The organism is Streptomyces sp. NPDC005151, assembly GCF_053599875.1.
Genome location: NZ_JBSFYR010000060.1, coordinates 1 through 20257 on the forward strand (window position 1 = coordinate 1; position 20257 = coordinate 20257).

15 protein-coding genes and 4 pseudogenes are annotated in these 20257 nt (G+C 66.7%); 7 read left to right on the forward strand and 12 right to left on the reverse strand.

What is annotated here, in order from left to right; all coding sequences use genetic code 11:
- Positions 1-109 precede the first annotated feature (109 nt).
- Entirely contained in the window at positions 110-328 is a 219-nt protein-coding gene (locus ACWD6R_RS26885; RefSeq protein ID WP_451821064.1) for a DUF4326 domain-containing protein, read from the forward strand.
- Positions 329-352: 24 nt separating this feature from the next.
- On the opposite strand, the pseudogene ACWD6R_RS26890 reads toward ACWD6R_RS26885, so the two are convergent.
- The 5 genes and pseudogenes from ACWD6R_RS26890 to ACWD6R_RS26910 form a co-directional block, all read right to left on the reverse strand.
- Positions 353-532 (reverse strand): annotated as a pseudogene (locus tag ACWD6R_RS26890) (transposase); the annotation flags it as partial.
- A 165-nt stretch (positions 533-697) separates the two neighbouring features.
- Positions 698-1189, reverse strand: a complete 492-nt coding sequence (locus ACWD6R_RS26895; RefSeq protein WP_451821065.1) for an SMI1/KNR4 family protein — start codon at positions 1187-1189, stop codon at positions 698-700.
- 413 nt (positions 1190-1602) lie between these two features.
- Positions 1603-1944, reverse strand: coding sequence for a hypothetical protein (locus tag ACWD6R_RS26900; protein WP_451821066.1), 342 nt, complete (start codon positions 1942-1944; stop codon positions 1603-1605).
- Between the two features lie 578 nt (positions 1945-2522).
- A complete protein-coding gene (locus ACWD6R_RS26905; protein ID WP_451821067.1) occupies positions 2523-4022 on the reverse strand; it encodes a DUF6056 family protein in 1500 nt (499 codons plus the stop codon).
- A 60-nt stretch (positions 4023-4082) separates the two neighbouring features.
- A complete protein-coding gene (locus ACWD6R_RS26910; RefSeq protein WP_451821068.1) occupies positions 4083-5498 on the reverse strand; it encodes a glycosyltransferase in 1416 nt (471 codons plus the stop codon).
- A gap of 762 nt (positions 5499-6260) precedes the next feature.
- On the opposite strand from ACWD6R_RS26910, the gene ACWD6R_RS26915 reads away from it, so the two are divergent.
- Entirely contained in the window at positions 6261-7544 is a 1284-nt protein-coding gene (locus ACWD6R_RS26915; RefSeq protein ID WP_451821069.1) for a DUF6056 family protein, read from the forward strand.
- A 146-nt stretch (positions 7545-7690) separates the two neighbouring features.
- Here the strand turns inward: ACWD6R_RS26915 and ACWD6R_RS26920 are convergent.
- Positions 7691-8272 (reverse strand): annotated as a pseudogene (locus ACWD6R_RS26920) (amino acid permease); the annotation flags it as partial.
- 762 nt (positions 8273-9034) lie between these two features.
- Between ACWD6R_RS26920 and ACWD6R_RS26925 the strand changes: the two are divergent.
- Both ACWD6R_RS26925 and ACWD6R_RS26930 read left to right on the forward strand, forming a co-directional pair.
- A complete protein-coding gene (locus ACWD6R_RS26925; protein WP_451821070.1) occupies positions 9035-10330 on the forward strand; it encodes a PIG-L family deacetylase in 1296 nt (431 codons plus the stop codon).
- Between the two features lie 324 nt (positions 10331-10654).
- Positions 10655-10852 (forward strand): annotated as a pseudogene (locus tag ACWD6R_RS26930) (hypothetical protein); the annotation flags it as partial.
- 60 nt (positions 10853-10912) lie between these two features.
- Here the strand turns inward: ACWD6R_RS26930 and ACWD6R_RS26935 are convergent.
- Together ACWD6R_RS26935 and ACWD6R_RS26940 are read right to left on the reverse strand one after the other, a co-directional pair.
- Positions 10913-11047, reverse strand: a pseudogene (locus ACWD6R_RS26935) (transposase); the annotation flags it as partial.
- A gap of 472 nt (positions 11048-11519) precedes the next feature.
- Positions 11520-12074: a TetR/AcrR family transcriptional regulator gene (locus tag ACWD6R_RS26940; RefSeq protein WP_451821071.1), complete on the reverse strand. Its 555-nt coding sequence runs from the start codon at positions 12072-12074 to the stop codon at positions 11520-11522.
- Between the two features lie 597 nt (positions 12075-12671).
- On the opposite strand from ACWD6R_RS26940, the gene ACWD6R_RS26945 reads away from it, so the two are divergent.
- Positions 12672-12827 (forward strand): hypothetical protein, encoded by a 156-nt coding sequence (locus ACWD6R_RS26945; RefSeq protein ID WP_451821072.1) that lies wholly within the window; start codon positions 12672-12674, stop codon positions 12825-12827.
- A 298-nt stretch (positions 12828-13125) separates the two neighbouring features.
- On the opposite strand, the gene ltrA is transcribed toward ACWD6R_RS26945, so the two are convergent.
- From ltrA to ACWD6R_RS26965, 4 genes are all read right to left on the reverse strand, one after another.
- Positions 13126-14493, reverse strand: coding sequence for a group II intron reverse transcriptase/maturase (ltrA, locus tag ACWD6R_RS26950; RefSeq protein ID WP_451821073.1), 1368 nt, complete (start codon positions 14491-14493; stop codon positions 13126-13128).
- A 360-nt stretch (positions 14494-14853) separates the two neighbouring features.
- Positions 14854-15783 (reverse strand): transposase, encoded by a 930-nt coding sequence (locus tag ACWD6R_RS26955; RefSeq protein ID WP_451821099.1) that lies wholly within the window; start codon positions 15781-15783, stop codon positions 14854-14856.
- A gap of 125 nt (positions 15784-15908) precedes the next feature.
- On the reverse strand, positions 15909-17303 hold the full coding sequence (locus ACWD6R_RS26960; protein ID WP_451821074.1) for an NAD(P)/FAD-dependent oxidoreductase: 1395 nt from the start codon (positions 17301-17303) through the stop codon (positions 15909-15911).
- A 137-nt stretch (positions 17304-17440) separates the two neighbouring features.
- Entirely contained in the window at positions 17441-18298 is an 858-nt protein-coding gene (locus tag ACWD6R_RS26965) for a PaaX family transcriptional regulator (RefSeq protein ID WP_451821075.1), read from the reverse strand.
- Between the two features lie 164 nt (positions 18299-18462).
- On the opposite strand from ACWD6R_RS26965, the gene ACWD6R_RS26970 reads away from it, so the two are divergent.
- The gene (locus tag ACWD6R_RS26970; protein WP_451821076.1) at positions 18463-19365 is read left to right on the forward strand and encodes an SDR family NAD(P)-dependent oxidoreductase; all 903 of its coding nucleotides are present in this window, start codon (positions 18463-18465) and stop codon (positions 19363-19365) included.
- A 14-nt stretch (positions 19366-19379) separates the two neighbouring features.
- A complete protein-coding gene (locus tag ACWD6R_RS26975; RefSeq protein WP_451821077.1) occupies positions 19380-20249 on the forward strand; it encodes an amidohydrolase family protein in 870 nt (289 codons plus the stop codon).
- Positions 20250-20257: the final 8 nt, after the last annotated feature.

Below are 20257 nucleotides of genomic sequence, written 5' to 3' on the forward strand. Positions count from 1 at the left end.
ATCGCCCTCGTCATGCTCACCCTCGCCGGGGAACGTCCCACCCTCCCCGGTCGCCAACCCGCCACAGAGTGACCCACTCATGCAGCAGGAGAGCCAGAAAGGACCTCCCGTGAGGGCCACCACCCGTATTCAGCGCCGCCGTGACCGCGGCTGGCGCAAGCCCGCGCGCTGCATGATCGTGGACAGGACGTCCGACTTCGGCAACCCGTTCACCATCGCGCAGCTGGTGGACATCGGTTACAAGGAGCCGGAAGCTCGGCAGACCGCCATCGCCGAGTTCCGCCCGTGGCTGCGCGGCAGTCGCACCAACTGGCAGTGGTGGCCGTGACGTTTCTCGTTGTGTGGGCATGCCGGCTCCGGCGTTGCCCGGTCGTAGTCGTCCGGACAGGGCCTCGCCGGTGTTGGCCAGGAAGCACAGCAGCGGGTGATAGCCGAATCCGCCTTTGTAGGTGGCGGCGGCCTGTTCCTTCTCCGAGTGGCGGGCGACCAGCGTCGCGTCGAGGTCCAGGACCAGGCCGGGCAGAGCACGGCCGCCGGCCCGGCGCTTCCTGGAGCAGGAGACCGTGTCCCGTCGGCGCTGGCCGCCGGGGAGGCCCGGTTGCCCGCAGGCCGGGCACAGCAGCCGCCGGAGCATGCGGGTATCGCCGGTGAGCATTCACGACGTAGAGCCCGGCCGACCGGCCGGGCCCCACCCGTCTCACCCTGCGACGGGCGTCCACAACGCCTCACGGTCCGGATCGGACGGCGGCCCCCACGACAGGCCCCCCTCCACCAGACCCGGCTTGGGCAGACCCGCAAGCGACGGCGCCACCAGGGCGTCCGCCATCTCCTCCAGGAACACCGTCAGCGACTCGGCCTCCGGCCGCTGATCCCCGTACCGCGACCAGTGCCACAGTCCCCCAGTCACCGTGTCCAGGCACAGGCCGAAAGCCGCATCGTGCGCGTTGAACGCGCACACCGGAATCCACGACCGCTTCCAGCTCGGGAACTCCTCATCCCCGTGCTGTTCCTGGTAGCGCATCCGGTCCTGGTAGAACCGCACTACCCAGTCCGGATCCATCAAGGCCCGGCTGTCCGGCAAGAACTCGCCCCCGCGTACGTCGTACACGCCCGCGCACTGCCGCCACAGCGCCTTCAACGCCGCAGGGGCCGACGTACCGAGCGCTTCCCTCAGTAGTCGATCAGCCACGTTTGACAACACCCCGGGCCCACATTCTCCACTCCCTGGAAACACGGAGCGTGGGAGGCGGGGCTCGATGGGTGGCGTGCGAGGAGTCCCTTGGCGCGAAGCCGCTCAGGTCGCGGCCCTTTGCTGGGTGGTCTGCGTGCTGGCGTACGCCGTTCTCAGCCTCCTCGACATAAAGCAGCTGCACGTCGCCGCCCCCGTCGTGATACTCCTGGGGCGTTGGTTCTGGGACCGCGGACGCGTTGGCGACAGCAGCTGGAGCAACAGTCGCTCTCGTCGTCTTCACCGGGACGTCGCGGCTGATATCCCCAGTTATCTGATCAGGCACCACACATCCACAACTCTTGACAATCACCCTATGTCTTGTCGGCCGCGAGACTGTCCGGCTTCCTGCGGGGCGCGCCTTGAGTTATGTCTCATTTTTCGCTTCGCCGGATCCAGTGGGCCCGGCGTTGACGACGCGCAACTGAATTTGATGCAACCTCGCCGGATTCCCGGGCTTCCGTAGCGGGACGGTCCGTCGAGACGCTAAGGTTACGTACGGCGTAATCCGTCGTTGCAATGCTGTTGACGAGCTGGTCTTCGGTGAAATTCTCCGAACCGGGAACATGTGGGATGAAGCCGACGAGCACGCCTTCGCTGACGATCTCCGCGTCAAGACCGGCAGCCCCGTCAAGGTCCCACAGAGCTTCAAGATCTTCGTCGAGCACGACCCTGATACCGAACTCGTAAACACCTGCCTCGACCACATGCGCCATGACTCCGCGAGCACGGAGTCTCGACACCATCCGATCTGCACGATCTGATTCCATACGCGTACACCTCGTCACTCCGGGCGACAGGTACCTTTGCCGACTACGTCAAGCACACGCCAGGGACTCAGCGAAAACGACAAGTCTTTCCCCTTTCGTCAACGCTACTCCGAAACAAATCCATCCGCCCATCAGCTAAACGTGACGACTCTCGTCGGCACAAAACCGTTCGACGCTTTTGAAGCAGCGGTACACGATTGACTCGCAATCGATGAAGAAGTTCCGACAGGAGCACTCATCTCATTTTCACTGAATCAAGGAGATTCCCCGGACCCCATTCAGAGTACATAGGCCCAGTCGTAGCCACGCAACAAGTAGATTCTCTCCCGAATTTATTCGAACAGTTCCACCATTATCGATCACCGACTCTCTCATCATTACGCTGCGGAATTAAGACCGACCGCGCCCCGGCCCCGGGAAAATCGCCGCGCTCAGCTGGGATGTCATCATTTCCAGCGTGCGCCGAACGGTCACCTACGGGACAACCCTCAGCCCATCGGTGTCGTCGGATGGCCCGGCTCCGTTCAGGGAAACCGGGGTGAGTAGGTGATGCGCTTGAGGTGGTACCACCGGGCAACGCACTTGGCCGGCCATGGCTTCTGACCGTGCCGGCCGAACGGTTCGCCCAGTCCGCTGACCGAGACCGGTGTGTAGGGCAGCACCTGGTCGCCGCGTGCCGCGTGGGTGCGCAGCCACCGGTCCTGGCGGTCCCAGTGCTGGGCCCGTACCTCCATCTTCCGCTCCAGGTGGGCCAGAGGGACGGCAAGTCCGACGCAGGCCATGACGCAGACCGCTGCCGCGGCCACCATCGCGAGGCCGGGCAACCACTGCCGTGTGCGCAGGACGCGGCCCACCATGGCACCAACGGTGACCAGGAGCATGACGTAGAGCAGCAGATAGTCGTTCCAGGTGCGGGAGGCGGTGGCCACGCTCGCGCCGAATGCCGGATGGGCGACGACAGTGCAGAGATATCCGGAGAGCAGGAACGCGATTACCCCGACCACGACCGGAATGAGAGGCCGACGCCATAGGAGCCCATGCGTATACGGGCCGTCTCCGCGCACCAGCAGTCCCAGGAGGAGGCCGGCCGCGAAGGCCCCGGCGTACTGCCACGTCGAAAGGATCGTCCCCAGGATGTCCATGAACGCGCGCAGACATGTCATGAGCGTGTCCGGGCTGAACATTGACGTGGCGTCGGCGTCGAACCGCTCGCGCCGAGTGCGCGCGCCGGGCGACGTGTAGAGGATGACAGTTCCGATCGCGGTACCGACGAAGGCGACCGCGGACCACGAGCGGGCCAGAGTCCGGCCGGGGCCCGGCAAGGCCCAGTAACTCGTCAGCAGTGCAAGGGCGAGGACGACGAACACCACGACCGCCGTCTCCTCCGACAGTGTGCCGATGAAGACTCCGGCCACGAGCACGGTGCCGAGGGCGAAGACGCGGCCCCTCCGGGTGCGCGCGCGTAGCAGCGGGATGACGGAGCCGGCGGCCAGAACTGGCGCGAGGGTGTGCGAGACCGAGGAGGCCGGCCAGTAGAACGTCTTGTAGGTGTTCTGCGTGGCGAAAAGGAAGACGACTGTCATCATCGCCGCCACCAGCGGCGGGATCGCGCCGGGCGCGCGCATCCCGGTGCTGCGGAGCGCTGAGGCGGTCACTGCCCAGAGAATGCCCAGGATGAGAATGCCGGTGATCAGTGCGAACCACCTGTGGCCCGGGACCCCGAACGCGGCGTAGGCGACGACGAGCAGCGCGTTGGCGACACGTCCGTTGTCCTGGAAGTAGAACTTGTCGATCAGACCGGATGCGCCGTCGTCCCGGACTACCGGGAGGAAGCACCAGTCGTCCGCTCCCGGGCGGACCAGGCGGCCGATCCAGACCGCCGCGCTCAGAAGGCCGAGTGGCAGCAGTACGAGAACGGTGGTCCAGACGGTCGTCCACCGTGACGCGAGCCACTTGTTGCTCCCCGTACCGGATCCGTCTTCCGGGTGGGAGAGTTCAGGGGCCTTCGATTCGTCTGCCGTCATGTGTCCTGGTGCCCTTCATGATGGAGGCGCCGTTCGGGTCCGGCCGGCGTGGATTCCCGATCAGCGGGCCCGTTGCTGGGTGAGGGCGGTGCCGGAGTTGATGGCCCATCGGGCGAGCAGGAACGAGAGCGGGGTGGCAAGGAGTCCTGCCGCCACGGCGGCGACGTTCTTGCCCATGCCCAGGGTATGTACACCGGCAAAGAGGAGAACGCCGGTGAGTACGAGGTTGACGAGGCTCGAGACGGGATACCGGAAGAATCCGTGCCACGTCGGTTTCGTACGACAGGTGATGTACGTATTGAGGAAGAACGACCCCACAATACTGACCGCGAAACCGATGACGTGGGCGATCAGATAGGGGATCCATCGGTTCAGGGAGACGTACACCGCCAGATAGACCGCCGTATTGACGATTCCGATCGACGCGAAGACGAAGAACTGGCGCAAGGTGCGCCCCTTGGACGATCCGATCGCGGAGGCCCCCGCATCCGTCGCTGACAGCATTTCGGACGGATGACGGTCCGCAATGGTGTGGCGCTCCTGCCGCACGCTTACCTCCGTCTCGCGCACCACGTAGAGCGGCCGGTGCTTCGTTTCGCGGTAGATGCGTCCGACGTATTCACCGATAATGCCGAGCGTGGCCAACTGGACCCCGCCGAGTGCCACGACAGCGGTCAGCAAGGTGGCGAATCCGGGAACGCGCACACCGTGCAGGGCAACGCCGATGACAATCCATAGCGCGTACGCCAACGCTGCGGAGAAGAGCGTGAGACCGATGTAAACAGCCAGACGCAACGGTCGGCTGTTGAAGGAGATCAGTCCGTCGATGCCATAGTTGAGCAGGCGTCTTCCGCCCCATTTCGAGGTACCGGCGGCGCGGCTGACGTTGTGGTAGGTGAAGCTGACGGTGTCGAAGCCGATCCAGGAGAAGATTCCCTTGGAGAACCGGTTGGCTTCGGGCAGGGCGAGCACCGCTTCGACGGCAGGACGGGACAGCAGCCGGAAATCTCCCTCTCCGTCGGTGATGTCGACATCCATGCAATGCCCCATCGCACGGTAGTAGGCCGTGCTGACGGCGCTGCGCAGCACGCCGTCCCCCGAACGGTCCCGACGCGCGACGACCTGGTCGTAGCCTTGCTGTCGCAGCTCCAGTATCCGGGGAACGAGTGAGGGCGGATGCTGAAGGTCGGCGTCCATGAGAATCACGGCGTCACCCCGGGACATACGCAATCCCGCAAGCATCGCGGCCTCCTTGCCGAAATTCCGGCTGAAGGAGGTGTAGCGAACCCGCGGATCCACGGCAGCGAGAGCGCGCAGCTGCTCCCTGGTCGCGTCCCGGCTGCCGTCGTCGACGTAACAGACTTCGAAGCTGCGTCGAGTCGTTTCGAGGACGACAACCAGTGTTTGGTGAAATCGCTCGATCACCTCGTCCTCATTGAAACAGGGAACTACGATCGAAACCTGGCACTCTGTCATTCGGATCCCTGGCAGGTGTGGTCACGGCATCTCGGAGCATGCGTCTGTGTCCTCTTGACGCGTCTCGACCCGAAGCATCGTCAATCGAATTGTGCAGGCCCCATCGTTCTCCGCGATGCCTTCCGGCCGAATCACGCCACGGGATGGCACCGAATGGGTGAAGCATCCGTCTCGTCGCTGCCCGAACGGTCCTTGGCGATGCGCCTGACCGGTCGGCTCCTGATTCCTCCCTGCTGCGTTGCAGTGTTCTTCGAACAGAGAGTTGTGCAGACTCGGCTCTGATCAACGGCACGTGCGCTCATGTTCTGCTGAACTGTGTGGCACTCAGCCATCTTCTGGGGCGGTTCGGACCTGTCCGGCCCTGATTGCCCTGATCGCTGCCGGTGAACAGCCGTGCCCGGCCGGACAGCGAGGGGGCGTGGGCCGTGGGGACCGGCGTTTCCTCCTGGGTTCGGTGCCCCGAGGGCTGACACGCCGGAGCAAACTGGTCCCGACTGCGCCAGCCTGTGGGCGGGCCCGGACGCGAGGGCCGCGACGCGGTGTCGGACCCGAGCGAAAGGAATACCGGTCGTGGAACGTCCCCCAGGTGAATCCGTTCAGGAGCGACGGAGGGACGGTGTTCGGGACCGCGGGACAGCTCGGTGGTGGACATCTCTGTGGGTCGGTTCGCTCGCGATTCTCCCCATCGCCCTGCTGGCGGCCGCGGCCTGGTTCGGCCGTTGGGTGCGTCCATCCGGTGATGACTGGTGCTTTCTGCCCGTCGTGCGTGACGGGGGGCTGTCCGCGATCGTCGGGAAGTTCTACTACCTGGACAACGGGCGCGTCATGAACGCCGTGCTGGTCTGGTGCTATGCGCGGTTCGGTGTCGCCGGACATCAATGGTTCGGTCTGATCAGCGGTGTGCTGATGCTCGGGCTCCTCTGGGCCGCTGTCGCCGGCGCTCTGCCCAGGGCAGGGATGACGGTGCCACGGGGGGTCCCCCTCCTGCTGGCATCGATGGTGACGGCGATGTTCCTGTTCGGGTCCCCCAACACCTACAAGACGTTCTACTGGCCGGCCGCGTCCGTCTCGCACACCCTGCCGCCCGTGTTTGCCTGCGCTGCGGCCCTTCCCCTCCTGCGGGCCACATCACGACGGGGCAGAGGTTTCGCCCTGCTCACTGTCTTCGTGGCGGGGTTCCTCATGGGCACGCTGTCGGAGGAGACCGGTGTCGTCGGTGTGGTTGTACTGAGCTGCTTGCTGCTGATCAGCGGCCGGGGCTTCCTGCAGGAGCGACGTACCTTCTTCCGCGGCTGGTGCGCCGCAGGGATCACCGGAATCGTCATCGGAAGCCTGATCCTCCTCAGTTCTCCGGGCTCACGACATCGGCGTGAACGTCACGATGCCGCGTCGATACTCACTCCCGAATCGCTCCTCGCTTCGCTGCGCGGTTTCGCGCATATCGCAGCCGTCCTTCTCACGACATGGCAGTACCTGGGAGCCTTCGTGGCCGGCCTCCTCCTGAGTCTGCTGACCCGGCAGCACGAAGGCCGCCTTCCCCCGATGAGACAAGGGACGCTGCTCGCCCGGACCGGCGTCTGCGCCCTCCTCGTCTCCGGCTATCTGTGCACGGTCATCGCCTACCCGGCCTTCGGGCCGAGCGTCACGACGTCCACACGACTCTGGAACGACTACCTGCTGCTCTACATCCTGCTGCTTGTCCTCGCGGGCGCACTCCTCGGCCGCGCGTGGAGAGAGAGCGGGCGCCCCACCGGGCCGCCGAAGGCCGCCGCCGCAACCGTGTACGCCCTCGTCTGCCTCGCGCTTGCGGTCTCTCTCGTGCACCTCGACGCCGACATGGCGGTACGCGCTCGGAAATGGGACCACCAGGATCACTGGTTGCGCAGCCAGTCCGCGGCCGGCGCGAAGGTACTCCCCTACACACGGCTGCCCATCAGCAAAATGACCGAACCGTTCGGTGACGACGGGCGCAAGCCGTGGCCCGCGTCATGCGTGGCCCACTACTACCATCTGGAACGCGTGGTCCTGGCGACAGAACTCCCCTGAGCTCGGCACGTGCAGACTCAGTCGATCATTCACCGCGACCGGTCCGGCCCAGCGCGGGCTCCGAGCTCATCGAACGCCCGCCGCAGCCTCTTCGCACTCGCGGCGGCCCACACGACGACACACCGATGAGTTGTCGCCCGGTACGGTCCGAACACGGACGGCGCACCGCCGCCGTGCGGATAGGCCCGGATCGTCTGCCGGTACGACAGGCCGACCGCGAGCATCAGAAAGATGATCGCGCCGGCGACGGGGAACGAGTAAGTGAGCCCTGCGGCACCGGCCAGTGCGAGGACTGCGAGCATCGCCTCGGGTCCGTATGCGACCGACGAGAGGGCGTCGGCGGACAACACGGGAAGCGCCACCAGTTTGCGCATTCGCTCATGCACCACGGCAGAGCTCTTCAGCGCTGCTCCCAGCACCAGCCGCCTGGCCCGTGCCCGCGCACCTCCCGGCCACCCTGAGGGCAGGTCTCCCGTGTCGACCTGTTCGCCCGCAGAACGGGACCCGAGCGGAGAGATCGCCACCAGACGCCCGAACCGCGCAGGGCGGATCTCCACCGGAGGCGGAAATCTCCCGAGATCGGGATCCACGGGCAAAGCACGGCGCCAGACTTCAGGGGCGGCCGACACCCGCCCCCACTCACGCCCCACCCGGCGCAGCACACGCAACTGCTCCTTGGTGAGCCCCGGCACCTGGGCGCCGGGGCCCGGCGGTCCGGCCGACCCCACACCTCGACTTCCGCGCGTATCCGCCACAACACCCAGTGTTGTTGACGGCAGGACAGCCCGGCGGGACCGACATGGCTCCTGCGAGGTACGGCAGCCCGAAACACTTCTGCGGCCAACGAGCCCGCGACCCGCATGTCCATCACCGGGCCAGTGCGGAGAACCGGAGCTCCTGGCACCGCCCGGACCATAGGCAGCAGGAGCTTGCCCGTCTGGACACGCTCGACCTGGACCGCTGCAGGAAGACCGTGTCTCCTCCCGAGACAGGGGGTCTCCTCGCGGAGCCGGAGGTGCCGCGGCGATCTCCGGTACCGAACATTCGACCGTGTCAATCAGTTCGTGGGCTCACCCGCCGGAACGGTGAAAACCCCTTCACTCACTGGATATTCGGTCGTCCCGGCGAGTCGGTCGTTTTGCGCAGTCCAACTACCGGTACGCCTATGGGTTGTGCGCTTCGGCGAAGCCCAAGGGACCTCGCCGGAGGTGCCACACTCGCGACCATGCTCTGCCCCGGACCACCCCCGAGCATGGACGTGATGCGGGCCAAAAGGATGAGAAGGGCGGAATGGTTGAGTGGAGTGCACGAAAGACAACAATAAAACCCGCTCGGCGCACCGGCTGATTCCCGCTACGGCGCTGGCGATGTGCGCAATTCTGGGATCGTCGTGCTCTTCGAGTGATTCCCCTCTCGCAAACAGGGTCGCGGTCCCCACGTCGCACCAGACGTCGAAGGGGGCGCAAGAACCTCACGGATGCCAACGCACCATGATCGGTGTCGCACATCCGGACGACGACCTCTACTTTGTCGACCCGGAGATCAGGAAGACCATCCATGCCGGATGCGCGGTCACCACCGTTTATCTCACCGCGGGCGACGACGGGAAGAGGCCACAGGCAGCCCGGGACTACGTCGCGAGAAGAGAGAACGGGGTGCGCGCGGCCTATGCGGAGCTTGCCGGGGTCCCAGATCGCTGGACCGAGGACAGCACACGGGTCAACGGTCGCAGCATCAGATCCTTCAGCCTCGAAAGCGGTTCGCAATCACCCGTCAAACTGGTCTTCCTGGGACTGCACGACGGCCTTCCCCACGGACAGGAAAGTGAGAGCATGCTCAAACTGTTCCTGGCGACCCGCAAACGGATTCAGCTGTTCCAAAGCATGGAAAGCTACACCGAGGACCAGCTCCTGCGAACTCTGTCCGACCTCGCCCGGCAGGAAAGATCGCAACGTATTCTCACGCTGGACTACGACAACGCTTCCTTCGCCTTCGGTCTCCGCGGCAAGGTCGACCACAGCGACCACGGCATCGGAGCCAGATACTTCAGAAAAGCCGGATATCTCTCCGGCATCCCCGTCGCGTCCTACCTCGGATACACCATGTCGTCACTTGAACCCAACCTGCTCCCTGAGCACGTTGCCGAAAAGGAAGCGGCCGTCAGACGCTATATCGCGAATACCGATTGCCATTCCAAGAAGAGTTGCGCCATGACAGAAACCTATAAGGGGCCGCTCCAACTCGACGATTCGGACTGGGTTCACCGTCAGTACCAGCAAGAGCATCGGAACCCACGCCTCGGAGAAATCATTGGAGACATTGGAAGAACTACCGAGTTCAGCAGCAGGGATCCGGAGCAGTGCCTCGAAGCGGTGAGCACGCAACCGAAGTACGACGCAGTCCGGATCAACAGCTGCAATGGAACCAGTGCACAGAAATGGGAAATCAGGGACGACGGAACGATCAGAACAAGACTTTATAGAAGATATTGCCTCACCGAACTGACCAGCAGCGCCGGCCTGGCACTGTGTGACGCATCACGTCCGGAACAGAAATGGGCACACAAGCCCTGGAAAAGTACCACCTGGAAGCGCACGGCATGGCGAATCGCGGGAGAGAAAGGCATGTGCCTCTATCAGGACGACCGCTCGCTCCCCCCTTACTGGAATTCAAGGACGGCACAGCACCCCCGACTCGGTCTCGTCAGCTGCAACAAACAGCCTGAGCCGGAGCTCTACTGGCGCTGGACAGCAGAAACGGCTCACAATGACCCAAACATCGCATAGGTGACCCAGCGCAACGCAATCAGACGTGACGACGTGTCGGGTTGAAGCGTGGCGTCTTGTACCGCTGGTGGCTCGACTCGATACGGCGATCTGTTGACTGGTCCCCTCTGTCGGTGAGGCCGGGCTTATTTCGGCTCCCGAGGATCGGACGTTGCGTATCCGACAAGATCAATAAAGGATGCGGAGGCGGCGGAAACTGGGTGTTGCCCGGTCAGCCGTGCTCACCGGTGAGGCCTGCGGACGCTGGGGAGCTGGCGGAACGTGACTGGGCGGGGTGGGAGATCAGTGCGAATCACGAAAGAGGATGTGTTCGATCCGGAGGAGATGTGCGAGCTCTACGACTCCGTCGAGTGGGTGGACTATACCTGCGACGTCGAGGAGTTGTGCCGTGGCCTGGCGAACTCGCACCTGGCCATCGCTGCCCGAGACGAGTCGGGCGTGCTTCTCGGGCTCGCGAAAACGATCTCCGACGACGAGAGCATCTGCTACGTGCAGGACCTGCTGGTGAACCCGAAGTTCCACCGGCAGGGCGTCGGCCGGGCACTGCTTGAGCATGTGAAGGAACGGTACGCGCACTGCCGCTTCTTCCAGCTCCCGCAGACGTACCGCGACACGTCCGCCGAGGACCCGGCGGCGGTACTTCGGGCACCACACCACGTGCAGCCCCAAGTCGTACACGCCACCGGAATACCGGCGAACCTTCCGCGCCACAGTCACAACGCACAATATGCAGACCGTGTCTGTCTAACCGTCACCGACAGCGACGAAGAGAACTCCGACGCTCCTCCTCAACCCCCGCGTAGGCGACGGGTCCCCATAGCCCGACGGTGGAAGCCGGCAGGACTCGGAGCCGGAGGGCCTGGGCGAACGCGGTTTTCGGCCGTAGCCGTATGTCCTGCAGCGGCGGGAGCGATTCCTCCGCCTTGATCGTCTTGGGTACCGATCATGGCGTTCGGCATGAGAAGCGAGGTGCGGGAAAGTGAGCAACGGGACGAAGGTCCACGCGGGCAACCTGAGCCTGATAGGCATGCTGGTGGTGGTTCCTCCGGGGCGGCGGGCTGTCAGGAGGCGCACCTGATACCCGCCGATTCCTCGGGGCATGAGCGGGCGCGCCGTTCCTCGGCCAGGCGCCTGCCTCCGAGGCCGGCGCCCGGGGGCGCGGGCGATTGGTGCCGCCGCACCCGCGTGCTCAGCCCGTCGTTGTCGTCGGAGGGGTCCGGGCTGGGAGGCGGCCGTGCAGGAGGAGACTGACGATCTGGTCTATCACCGCCTCGCCCGGCGGTTCACGGCTCACCGCGGCCAGGTAGACGACGGTTCCGGAGTAGATGTCGACCATCAGTGAGGTATCGGTGTCGGGCTGCAACCGGCCTTCGAGTCGGGCTCGCTCCAGCATTTCCACGACCGACGCGCGGCGGGGTTCAATGAGCTCGGCGAAGGCTCCGGTACCGGTGGGATCCTCGATCACATCGGCGAGCAGCGCCGGGAGGATCAAGCACGTGGGCATGGCGGAGACGAGCTCGATGGTCAGCCGGACGGCGGTTCGCAGGTCGGCCTCCAGGTCGCCGGTCTCATGGATGGGAGGAAGTGGGACGTCCCCGCTGAGGGCCTCGATTACCAGCGCGGCCTTGTTCGGCCACCACCGATAGATCGTCGCCTTGCCGACCCCGGCTCGCCGTGCGACGCCTTCGAAGGAAAGCCGCTGATATCCGACCTCGCTGAGCAGGGCTTTCGTGGCTCGGAGCACGGCTTCGTGAGACTCCCGGCGCCTCCGCCTGGAGCGAGGCATGATGCGGTTGTGCTGGGCGGCGTACTCAGGAGCCAAAGGGTCCTGACGGCCGTTCTGCTGCCTGGGAGTAACCACCGTATGCCTCCTTTGTGAGCCACTGGTGCACCCTTTGACTTTGCCCTATGAGTGGCCCTATCTTGGCGATACGAGGCGTTTCGTACCATATAACCCCTCTTGTACTCAATAGTAAGATCCTGAAGCCCGCCAGGGAATCGCTGCCAGCGGTTCCGGTGGGTGGATCACCGCGCACCAGACCCGCGCGCAGGATCTGGTGCGGATGGGCGTCCCCTGCGAACGCCCGAGATCTCTTTCTCGACCCCCAGAAGGGGGACATCATCATGCGCGCGAATACGACCAGGATGCGGCGAATAGCCGCCGCGGTCTGCACGGCGCCCCTCCTCGCTATCGCGGCCGGAGCCGGCGCTGTCAGCGCGGCCGCTTCTCCCCCGTCGTCCGCCGTCGCCTCCGTCCCGTCTCAGTACGGCGGCTCGGGTTGGGGTTGCCAGTTTGGTGACGGCTGGGACTGGGGATTCCGCTGTCACGAGGGTTTCGACCATGGCTTCGGTTTCGACCATGGCTTCGGCGGTGACCATGGCTTCGGCGGTGACCACGGCTTCGGTGGTGACCACGGTCGCGGTGGTGGTGACCACGGCGGCGGCGGTGGTGACCACGGCGGCGGTGACCGTGGTCGCTGAGGCTCCAGCGCGGTGAGTTTGCGATCAACTCGCGGCAGTTTGTGAGTGCCGCGTCCGGATGCCCGAGCTACTCGGGCATCCGGACGCGTCTGGAGCGGCAGGCGTCTCATCCGTTCCGTAGCCCGGATGGGTGTGCCAGCGGTGAGGATCGTGTGCGTCGGTGCGGGGCCTGCGGGATTGTATTTCGCGATCTTGGCCAAGTTACGCGGTGCCGGGCAAGAGATCACCGTGCCGGGGCGCGCCCCACCCGCGGCCATCTACGGCTGGGGTGTCGGGCACTGGGACGACCTGCTGGACGTCCTCCACTGCAATGATCACCGGCTTGCATGCGCCGTCGCCCTGCGTACGGTTCCGGTGAGGCGGTAGACCCCGAGCCGGGTGATCCACCCGTAGGTGAAACGGGTGGCCCAGTTCCGGCCCCGTAGGCCGTGTTTCCGACTGGCGAGGATGGCCAGCCGTTCGTGGACATAGCCGTCGACCGCGTTGAACTTCCGCCCGGAGTTCCCGTTGCGGAAGTACGCACCCCAGCCTCGCAGCACGGGGTTGAGGTCGGCGACCACGGCGGATACCGGTCTCTCGGCCTTCGAGATAGCAGTGGCTGCACGGACTTTGTCCCGCAGCAACCGCATCGCTCTGGCCGAGGGCCACCGCTGCAAGTAGAACTTGCCCCGCCATTTCCACGACTCCACCTTCCGGTGGTGGAAGCCGAGGAAGTCGAAGCCCCGCCCGCCCCGGCTGAGGCAGGTGATCCCGGACTTCTCGGGATGCAGACGCATCCCGAGCCGGTCCAGTACCCTCGCCGCCAACTCCCGGGCCTGTTCGGCCCGTTGGCTGGTCGGCGACAGGACCACGAAATCATCACAGTACCTCACCAACACTCCCAGCCGGCGGCCCTCGTCCTGCCATACCTCGTCGAGGACGTGCAGGGCGATGTTCGCCAGCAATGGTGAAATCGGTGAGCCCTGTGGGGTTCCCGCCCCGGTCGGGGAGGTCACCCCACCCTCCAGGACTCCCATCCGCAGCCAGGCCCGGACCAGCTTCAGCATCGGCCGGTCCACCACGCGCCGGGCCACCTGGGCCATCAGCGCCTCGTGGTCGATCGTGCCGAAGCAGTCCCGGATATCGGCCTCGAAGACCCACTCCTCCCGGCCCTGGTTCGCGGAGACGCGCACGGCTTCGCACGCGTCGATCGCGGACCGCTTGGGCCGGAATCCGTAGCTCGCCTCGGTGAACTGGGCCTCGAAGACCGGTTCCAGAACCAGTTTCGCGGCCGTCATCACCACCCGGTCCGCCACGGTGGGAATCGACAGCGGCCGGAACTCCCCCGGCCGCCCCGGCTTGGGAATCTGGACCCGCCGCAGCACCGACGGACGATACGTATACGCCCGCAGCTTCTCCGACAGGTCCCGGAGGAACGCATCCACTCCCGAGGCCGCCACCGCGTCGACGGTCACGCCGTCGACGCCAGGGGCTCCTCGGTTTGCACACACACCGGCCCACGCCCGCCGAAGAACGTCCATGCGGTGGACATGGCTATACAGGGCATGAAACCGGCGTTCGGGTTCTTGCTTGGCACAGCGGTAGAGCGTCCGCTGCAAGGCTCGGACCTTGTCCAAAGGACGGCGGCCCGGTCCTGCGGCGCCTTCCTCCCGGCGGATGGAACTAGCCGAAACGGCACTCATCCGGGCCCCTCCCTGTTCACGGAACGCATCGATGAAGCAGGAGCCCTTCGCTCCCAGCGGGTTGTGTTGTCCCGCCGATCGGCACTACTACGACCCCCTCCGACTGCCTCTCGGCAGCCCGCCACTTCCCGGTTCCGCCGGTTATAGGCGAGCCACGCTTCCCGCACGGGGCCGAGGAGGCCCTCTCCAGTTCCCAGAACAACCGTCCGACCATTCCACGCCCCTTACGCCGGGAGGTTCTTCGGCGACCGCTCCAGGTCCAAGATCGCCTTCCGTGGCCTTCGCCGAACAAGCACAGGCTCGGCTCCTCCTTGGCCCCGCCTTCCGGCGGGCTTAAATGACGACGTTGCAGGCTTCACTTCATGTTGCGGACTGGCCGGTTGCACACCCCCGAAGGGCGCTTGTCACTCCACTTCGACGCCACCATTTCGAGTGACGCCGGGAGTCAGCTACCGGGGACCCTGGCGTCTCCCCGGACCGGACTTCCACCGGCTGGCTACCCTGAGCTTGACGTCCGGTTGCATCGTTCACATCCCTTCTGAGCTGCGGTGACGCCCGGACTGCTGGACGTACGCTTGACTCTGTCGGGGATCTTGTAGGTGTCGAGGTCAGCCGCTGACGGCCCGCCAGGACTTCAGCCGGGGGATCCCGTGCCTGGTCCAGGAAGTCCTGGAAGGCGGTTGGCGGCCGGGGCGGGGGTGCTTCTCCGGTCGGCGGCAGGCCGCTGAGGCGTTCGATGTTCACGGCGATGGCCGTGAACACGTGCTGTAGGTGGGCCTTCGACTGCCCTCGGTAGCGGCAGCGGCGCATGCCGTGTCCGTGAGCGAATTCGTTGACGGTGCCCTCCACTCCGGAGCGGACCGCATAGCGGGCTCGCCAGTCGGGCGTCTGCTGCTCTGCGCGGACGCGGACTTGCAAGTCGCGGAGTCCTCGTGGGGGAAAGCCCACGTTCCGGGCGCTGTCGCGGGAGGTGGTGCACTGGGCGCGGTCCGGACACGGCTGGCACTGGCCCTTGGTGAACCGCGCCACGATCAGCGGGGCCGCGGTGGGCGAGGAGGTCGGGTAGGGGCCGTGCCAGCCCCTGCTGACCTGGCCTTGGGGGCAGGTGACCTGCCGGCGGTCGAAGTCGATGTGGAAGTCGTCCTGGCCGAAGCCTTCGTTCCTGCGGTGCTGGCGGGTGGGGTTGCCCGGCAGCGGCCGGGCGACCGTGACCTGGTGTTCTCGGGCGGCTTGTTCCAGGTGGACCAGGGAGGTGTAGCCGCCGTCGACGAGGTGTTCAGCGGGCAGCAGGCCGCGGCGCCCTGCTCGTTACCCGACCGTGTCGTGGCGCCGGTGGCACTTCGGGGAACAATCGGCGGTCATGTCCAGCGAGTTCCCCGTTACCCGCGTGATCTCGTCACTCGGGCTACCCGTCGTCAGCTGTCGAAGCCGAGGCCGAAGCGGTCGAGCGTTTTGAGCCAGAGGTTGCGCCGGCCCTCGTTGCGGTCGGCGCGCGCCATCGACCACTTGGTGATGCCGATCCCGGCAGAGCGGATCGGGTCGGGCGGGAACGGGAACGGTTTGCGGCGGACGAGTTCCAGCTGGGTCCGCTCGGTGCGTTCGCCCGCCAGGAGGTCGAGCATGACCTCGGCACCGAAGCGCGTGGCGCCGACGCCGAGGCCGGTGAATCCGGCCGCGTAGGCGACCTTCCCGTGATGACTCGTGTCGAAGAACACGCAGAAACGGGTGGAGGTGTCGATGGCACCGCCCCAGGCGTGGGTGAACCGGATGCCTTCCAACTGCGGGAAGGTCGTCAAGAAGTGCCGGGCGAGGGTGGCGAAGGTCTCGGGCCGCTGGTCGTGTTCGGCGCGAACCTTGCCGTCGTGATGGTAGACGGCGTCGTAGCCGCCCCACAGGATGCGGTTGTCCGCGGAGAGCCTGACGTAGTGGAACTGGTTGGAGCAGTCGGCGAAGCCTTGCCGGTTCCGCCAGCCGACCGAGGCGAGCTGCTGCTCGGTCAGCGGCTCGGTCATGAGCGCGTAGTCGTACACGGGGACGGTGTACGGGCGGTGGCGGCGCAGCAGGGAGGGATAGGCGTTGGTGGCCAGGGCGGCACGCCGGGCGGTGATCCGCCCGTAGGGGGTACCGACCGCGATCACGGAGCCGTGCTCGGTGAGCGAGGTGGCGGGCGTGTGCTCGTGGATGCGGACGCCGAGGTCGAGACAGGCGCGCTTGAGCCCCCAGGCGAGCCGGGCCGGGTTGACCATGGCCACGTCGTCCTTGTTCCACACGCCGCCGCGGAACGTCGGGGAGTCGATCTCGGCACGTACCGCCTCGGCGTCGAGCAGCAGTGGCTTGCCACCGAACCGGGCGAGGGCCTCGGCCTCCTCCTTCAGTCCCTCGACCTGGTACGGCTCGGTGGCCACCACCAGGGAGCCTGTGCGCTCCCAGGAGCAGTCGATGCCGTGGCGTTCAACCGTGTCCTCGATGGCCTGGAGGTTCTCGCGGCCGAGTCGTTCCAGGAGGCCGATCTCCTCGGGCCAGCGCTGGAGTCCGTTGTGCAGGCCGTGGGTGAGGCTGGACTCGCAGAATCCGCCGTTGCGGCCGGAGGCGGCTCCGCCGGCCTCGTCCGCTTCGATGAGCACCACATCCATGGACGGATCGCGCTCCTTGGCGACGAGGGCGGTCCACAGTCCGGTGTATCCGCCGCCGACCACGAGCAGGTCGCAGGTGGTGCCGCCGACGAGTGCGGGGGCGGCCTGCGGCCGGTCGGGGTCGTCGAGCCAGAACGGGGTCGGCGAGGCATCCCGGAGCGAGGTGAGGTGGTCCATGGGGCGGGGCTCCTTCGGATCGCGGAGGTACGGGCCTCCGAAGTGCCGCCATGAGACCGCCCGGGGGACCTTAAGGTCAATGGTGTTGACATAAGGCCTCCCGGACGCCGCCTCCGCCGTCGTGCTCGGCCGACCCGTTATCCCGCCGGCTCCCAGCGGTCCAGGATCTCCTCGGCAATCCGCTTGGCCTCGGGCTCGAACCGCTCCGCCAGCTCGCGGAAAAGCGCCTCCGCGCGCGCGGCGGGCCACTCCTCGGGAAGGTGTTCGGCAGGCAGGTGGGGGTCGCGGCGCACCAGGTCGAGCCAGTCGGTGTGGAGCAGGAGCTGGCGCCCCAGGTTGTCGCGCGCCTCGGCCGGCGCGTGGCCGTCGTCCCACCGGGCCAGGAAGGCGCGGTAGCCCTCGGCGATGACGTCGACGTCGAAGGCGGTACGCAGCAGGGGGCCGGCCTCGGTGGGTGCGGCAGCCTCGCCGTGGAAGGCCTTGATACGGTCCTCCAGCCCGAGTTCCGCGGCCAGGGGGGCGACGTCGACTCGACCGGGGGCCACCCACAGGCCGCTCTGCAGCAGGCCGAATCCGGCCCAGACGAGCCGTGAGCGCAGGTCGTGCCGCTCGCGGCGCCAGGATTCGGGCAGCGAGAAGGCGACCAGGGTCCAGGTACCGTCCCAGGCACGGTTGACGGCGCCGGTCCGCCAGATCCGCTCCTGCCCGTCGGCGAGCACGGCGGCGGCACGGCCGGTGAGCGAGAAGTACATCCTGCGGCCCCGCCGGTGCCGCTCCAGCAGGCCGCGGCCGACCATGCGGGTGAGGGTCGAGCGGACGGCGTCCTCGCCGACCTGAACGCGGGCGAAGGCATCGATGACGCTCGCCGAGGACAGGGCGGTGTCCGTGCCGAGGACGTGGATGCCGAAGAAGCTCAGCATCAGGGACTGCGGTCGGGGCGGGCCGCCGCGCTCGGCTGCGGGGTCCGTTTCGAGCGTCGGATCAGGGTGCGTCACGGAGACAGCGTAGGCGCGGAGCACCGCCGCCGGAGTCTTTATTCGGCACTTCATTGACCGCAGGCAGAAATGTGCCTAGCTTTGGCGCGACTGGTGCGCACCTCCGGTTGCAGCTCCCCGCGCCTCGCGCCTCGCACACCGCCCCCCTGGAAAGGACCCCGTTCATGGATCTCTCCGACAAGGTCGCCGTCGTCACGGGCAGTGGCCGCGGCCTCGGCCTCGCCTACGCCCAGGCCCTCGCCGCCGCGGGCGCCGCCGTGGTGATCAACGACGTGGACGCCGCCGCGGCCGACGAGGCCGTGCGGCGGATCACCGCGGCCGGCGGCCGCGCCGTCGCCGAGGTGGCGCCGGTCGGCTCCACCAAGGCCGCGGAGGCTCTGGTCTCCCGCGCGGTCGACACCTTCGGCCGCCTCGACGTCATGGTCACCAACGCCGGTGTGCTGCGGGACAAGGTGCTGTGGAAGATGACCGACGACGACTTCGACACCGTCGTCGAGGTGCATCTGCGCGGCACGTTCACGTGTGCGCGCGCCGCTGTCGAGCGAATGCGCGAGCAGGGCGAGGGCGGTCGCATCATCGTCGCCGGCTCCCCCGCCGGGCAGCGCGGCAACTTCGGCCAGACCAACTACGCCGCCGCCAAGGCCGGCATCGCCGCCATGGTGCGCACCTGGGCGATGGAGCTGGCGCGGGCCGGCATCACGGCCAACGCCGTCATCCCGGTCGCCGCGACCGCGATGACCAAGACGATTCCCGCCTTCGCCTCGCACATCGAGGCGCTGGAGCAGGACGGCACGCCCTTCCCCGACACGCTGCGCAAGGGCGAGGGCTTCGGCACGCCCGAGGACGTCGCGGGATTGGTGGCCTTCCTCGCGTCGGACGCCTCGGCCGAGGTCACCGGCCAGTGCATCGGCATCGGCGGGGACAAGCTCGCCCTGTGGTCGCACCCGCAGGAGGTGTCGGTGGCCTACGCCGACGGCGGGTGGAGCGCCGACGCGATCGCCGCGGCCTGGCCACTGACGATCGGCCGTACTCCGCAGACCTTCGGCATCCCCGCCCCGCAGCTGTGAAGGGCGGGACGGTGATGAACCTGGACGACCTCGTCGCCATCGACGTCCACACGCACGCCGAGGTCTCGGCGAAGGGCGGCGCCTCGCTCTCGGCCGAGCTGGACAGCGCCGCCGGCGCGTACTTCAAGGCCGAACACCGTCACCCCACGCTTGCGGAGATCGCCGCCCACTACCGGGAGCGGCGGATGGCGTGCGTCGTCTTCACCGTCGACGCGGAGTCGGCGACCGGCACCCCGCCGGTGCCGAACGAGGAGATCGCCGAGGCGGCCGAGCAGAACCCGGACGTGATCATCCCCTTCGCCGGCGTCGACCCGTACAAAGGAAAGGCGGCGGTCCGTCAGATCCGGTGCCTGGTCGAGGAGTTCGGTGTCCGGGGCTTCAAGTTCCACCCCAGCCTCCAGGCGTTCCACCCCAACGACCGGATGGCGTACCCGCTGTACGAGGCCATCGAGGAGGCCGGCGCGATCGCCCTCTTCCATACCGGCCAGACCGGCATCGGCGCGGGCACCCCCGGCGGCGGTGGCATCCGGCTGAAGTACTCCAACCCGATGGACGTGGACGACGTCGCCGCCGACTTTCCCGGCATGCCGATCATCCTCGCTCACCCGTCCTTCCCGTGGCAGGACGAGGCGCTCGCGGTGGCCACGCACAAGCCGCAGGTGTACATCGACCTGTCCGGCTGGTCGCCCAAGTACTTCCCGCCGCAGCTCGTGCAGTACGCCAACAGCCTTCTCCAGGACAAGGTGTTGTTCGGCTCCGACTATCCGCTGCTCTCGCCGGACCGCTGGCTGGCCGACTTCGCCGAACTCCCGATCAAGGACGAGGTACGTCCGAAGATCCTCAAGGAGAACGCGGCCCGGCTGCTCGGTCTCACCCACCGCTGAGGGGTTCC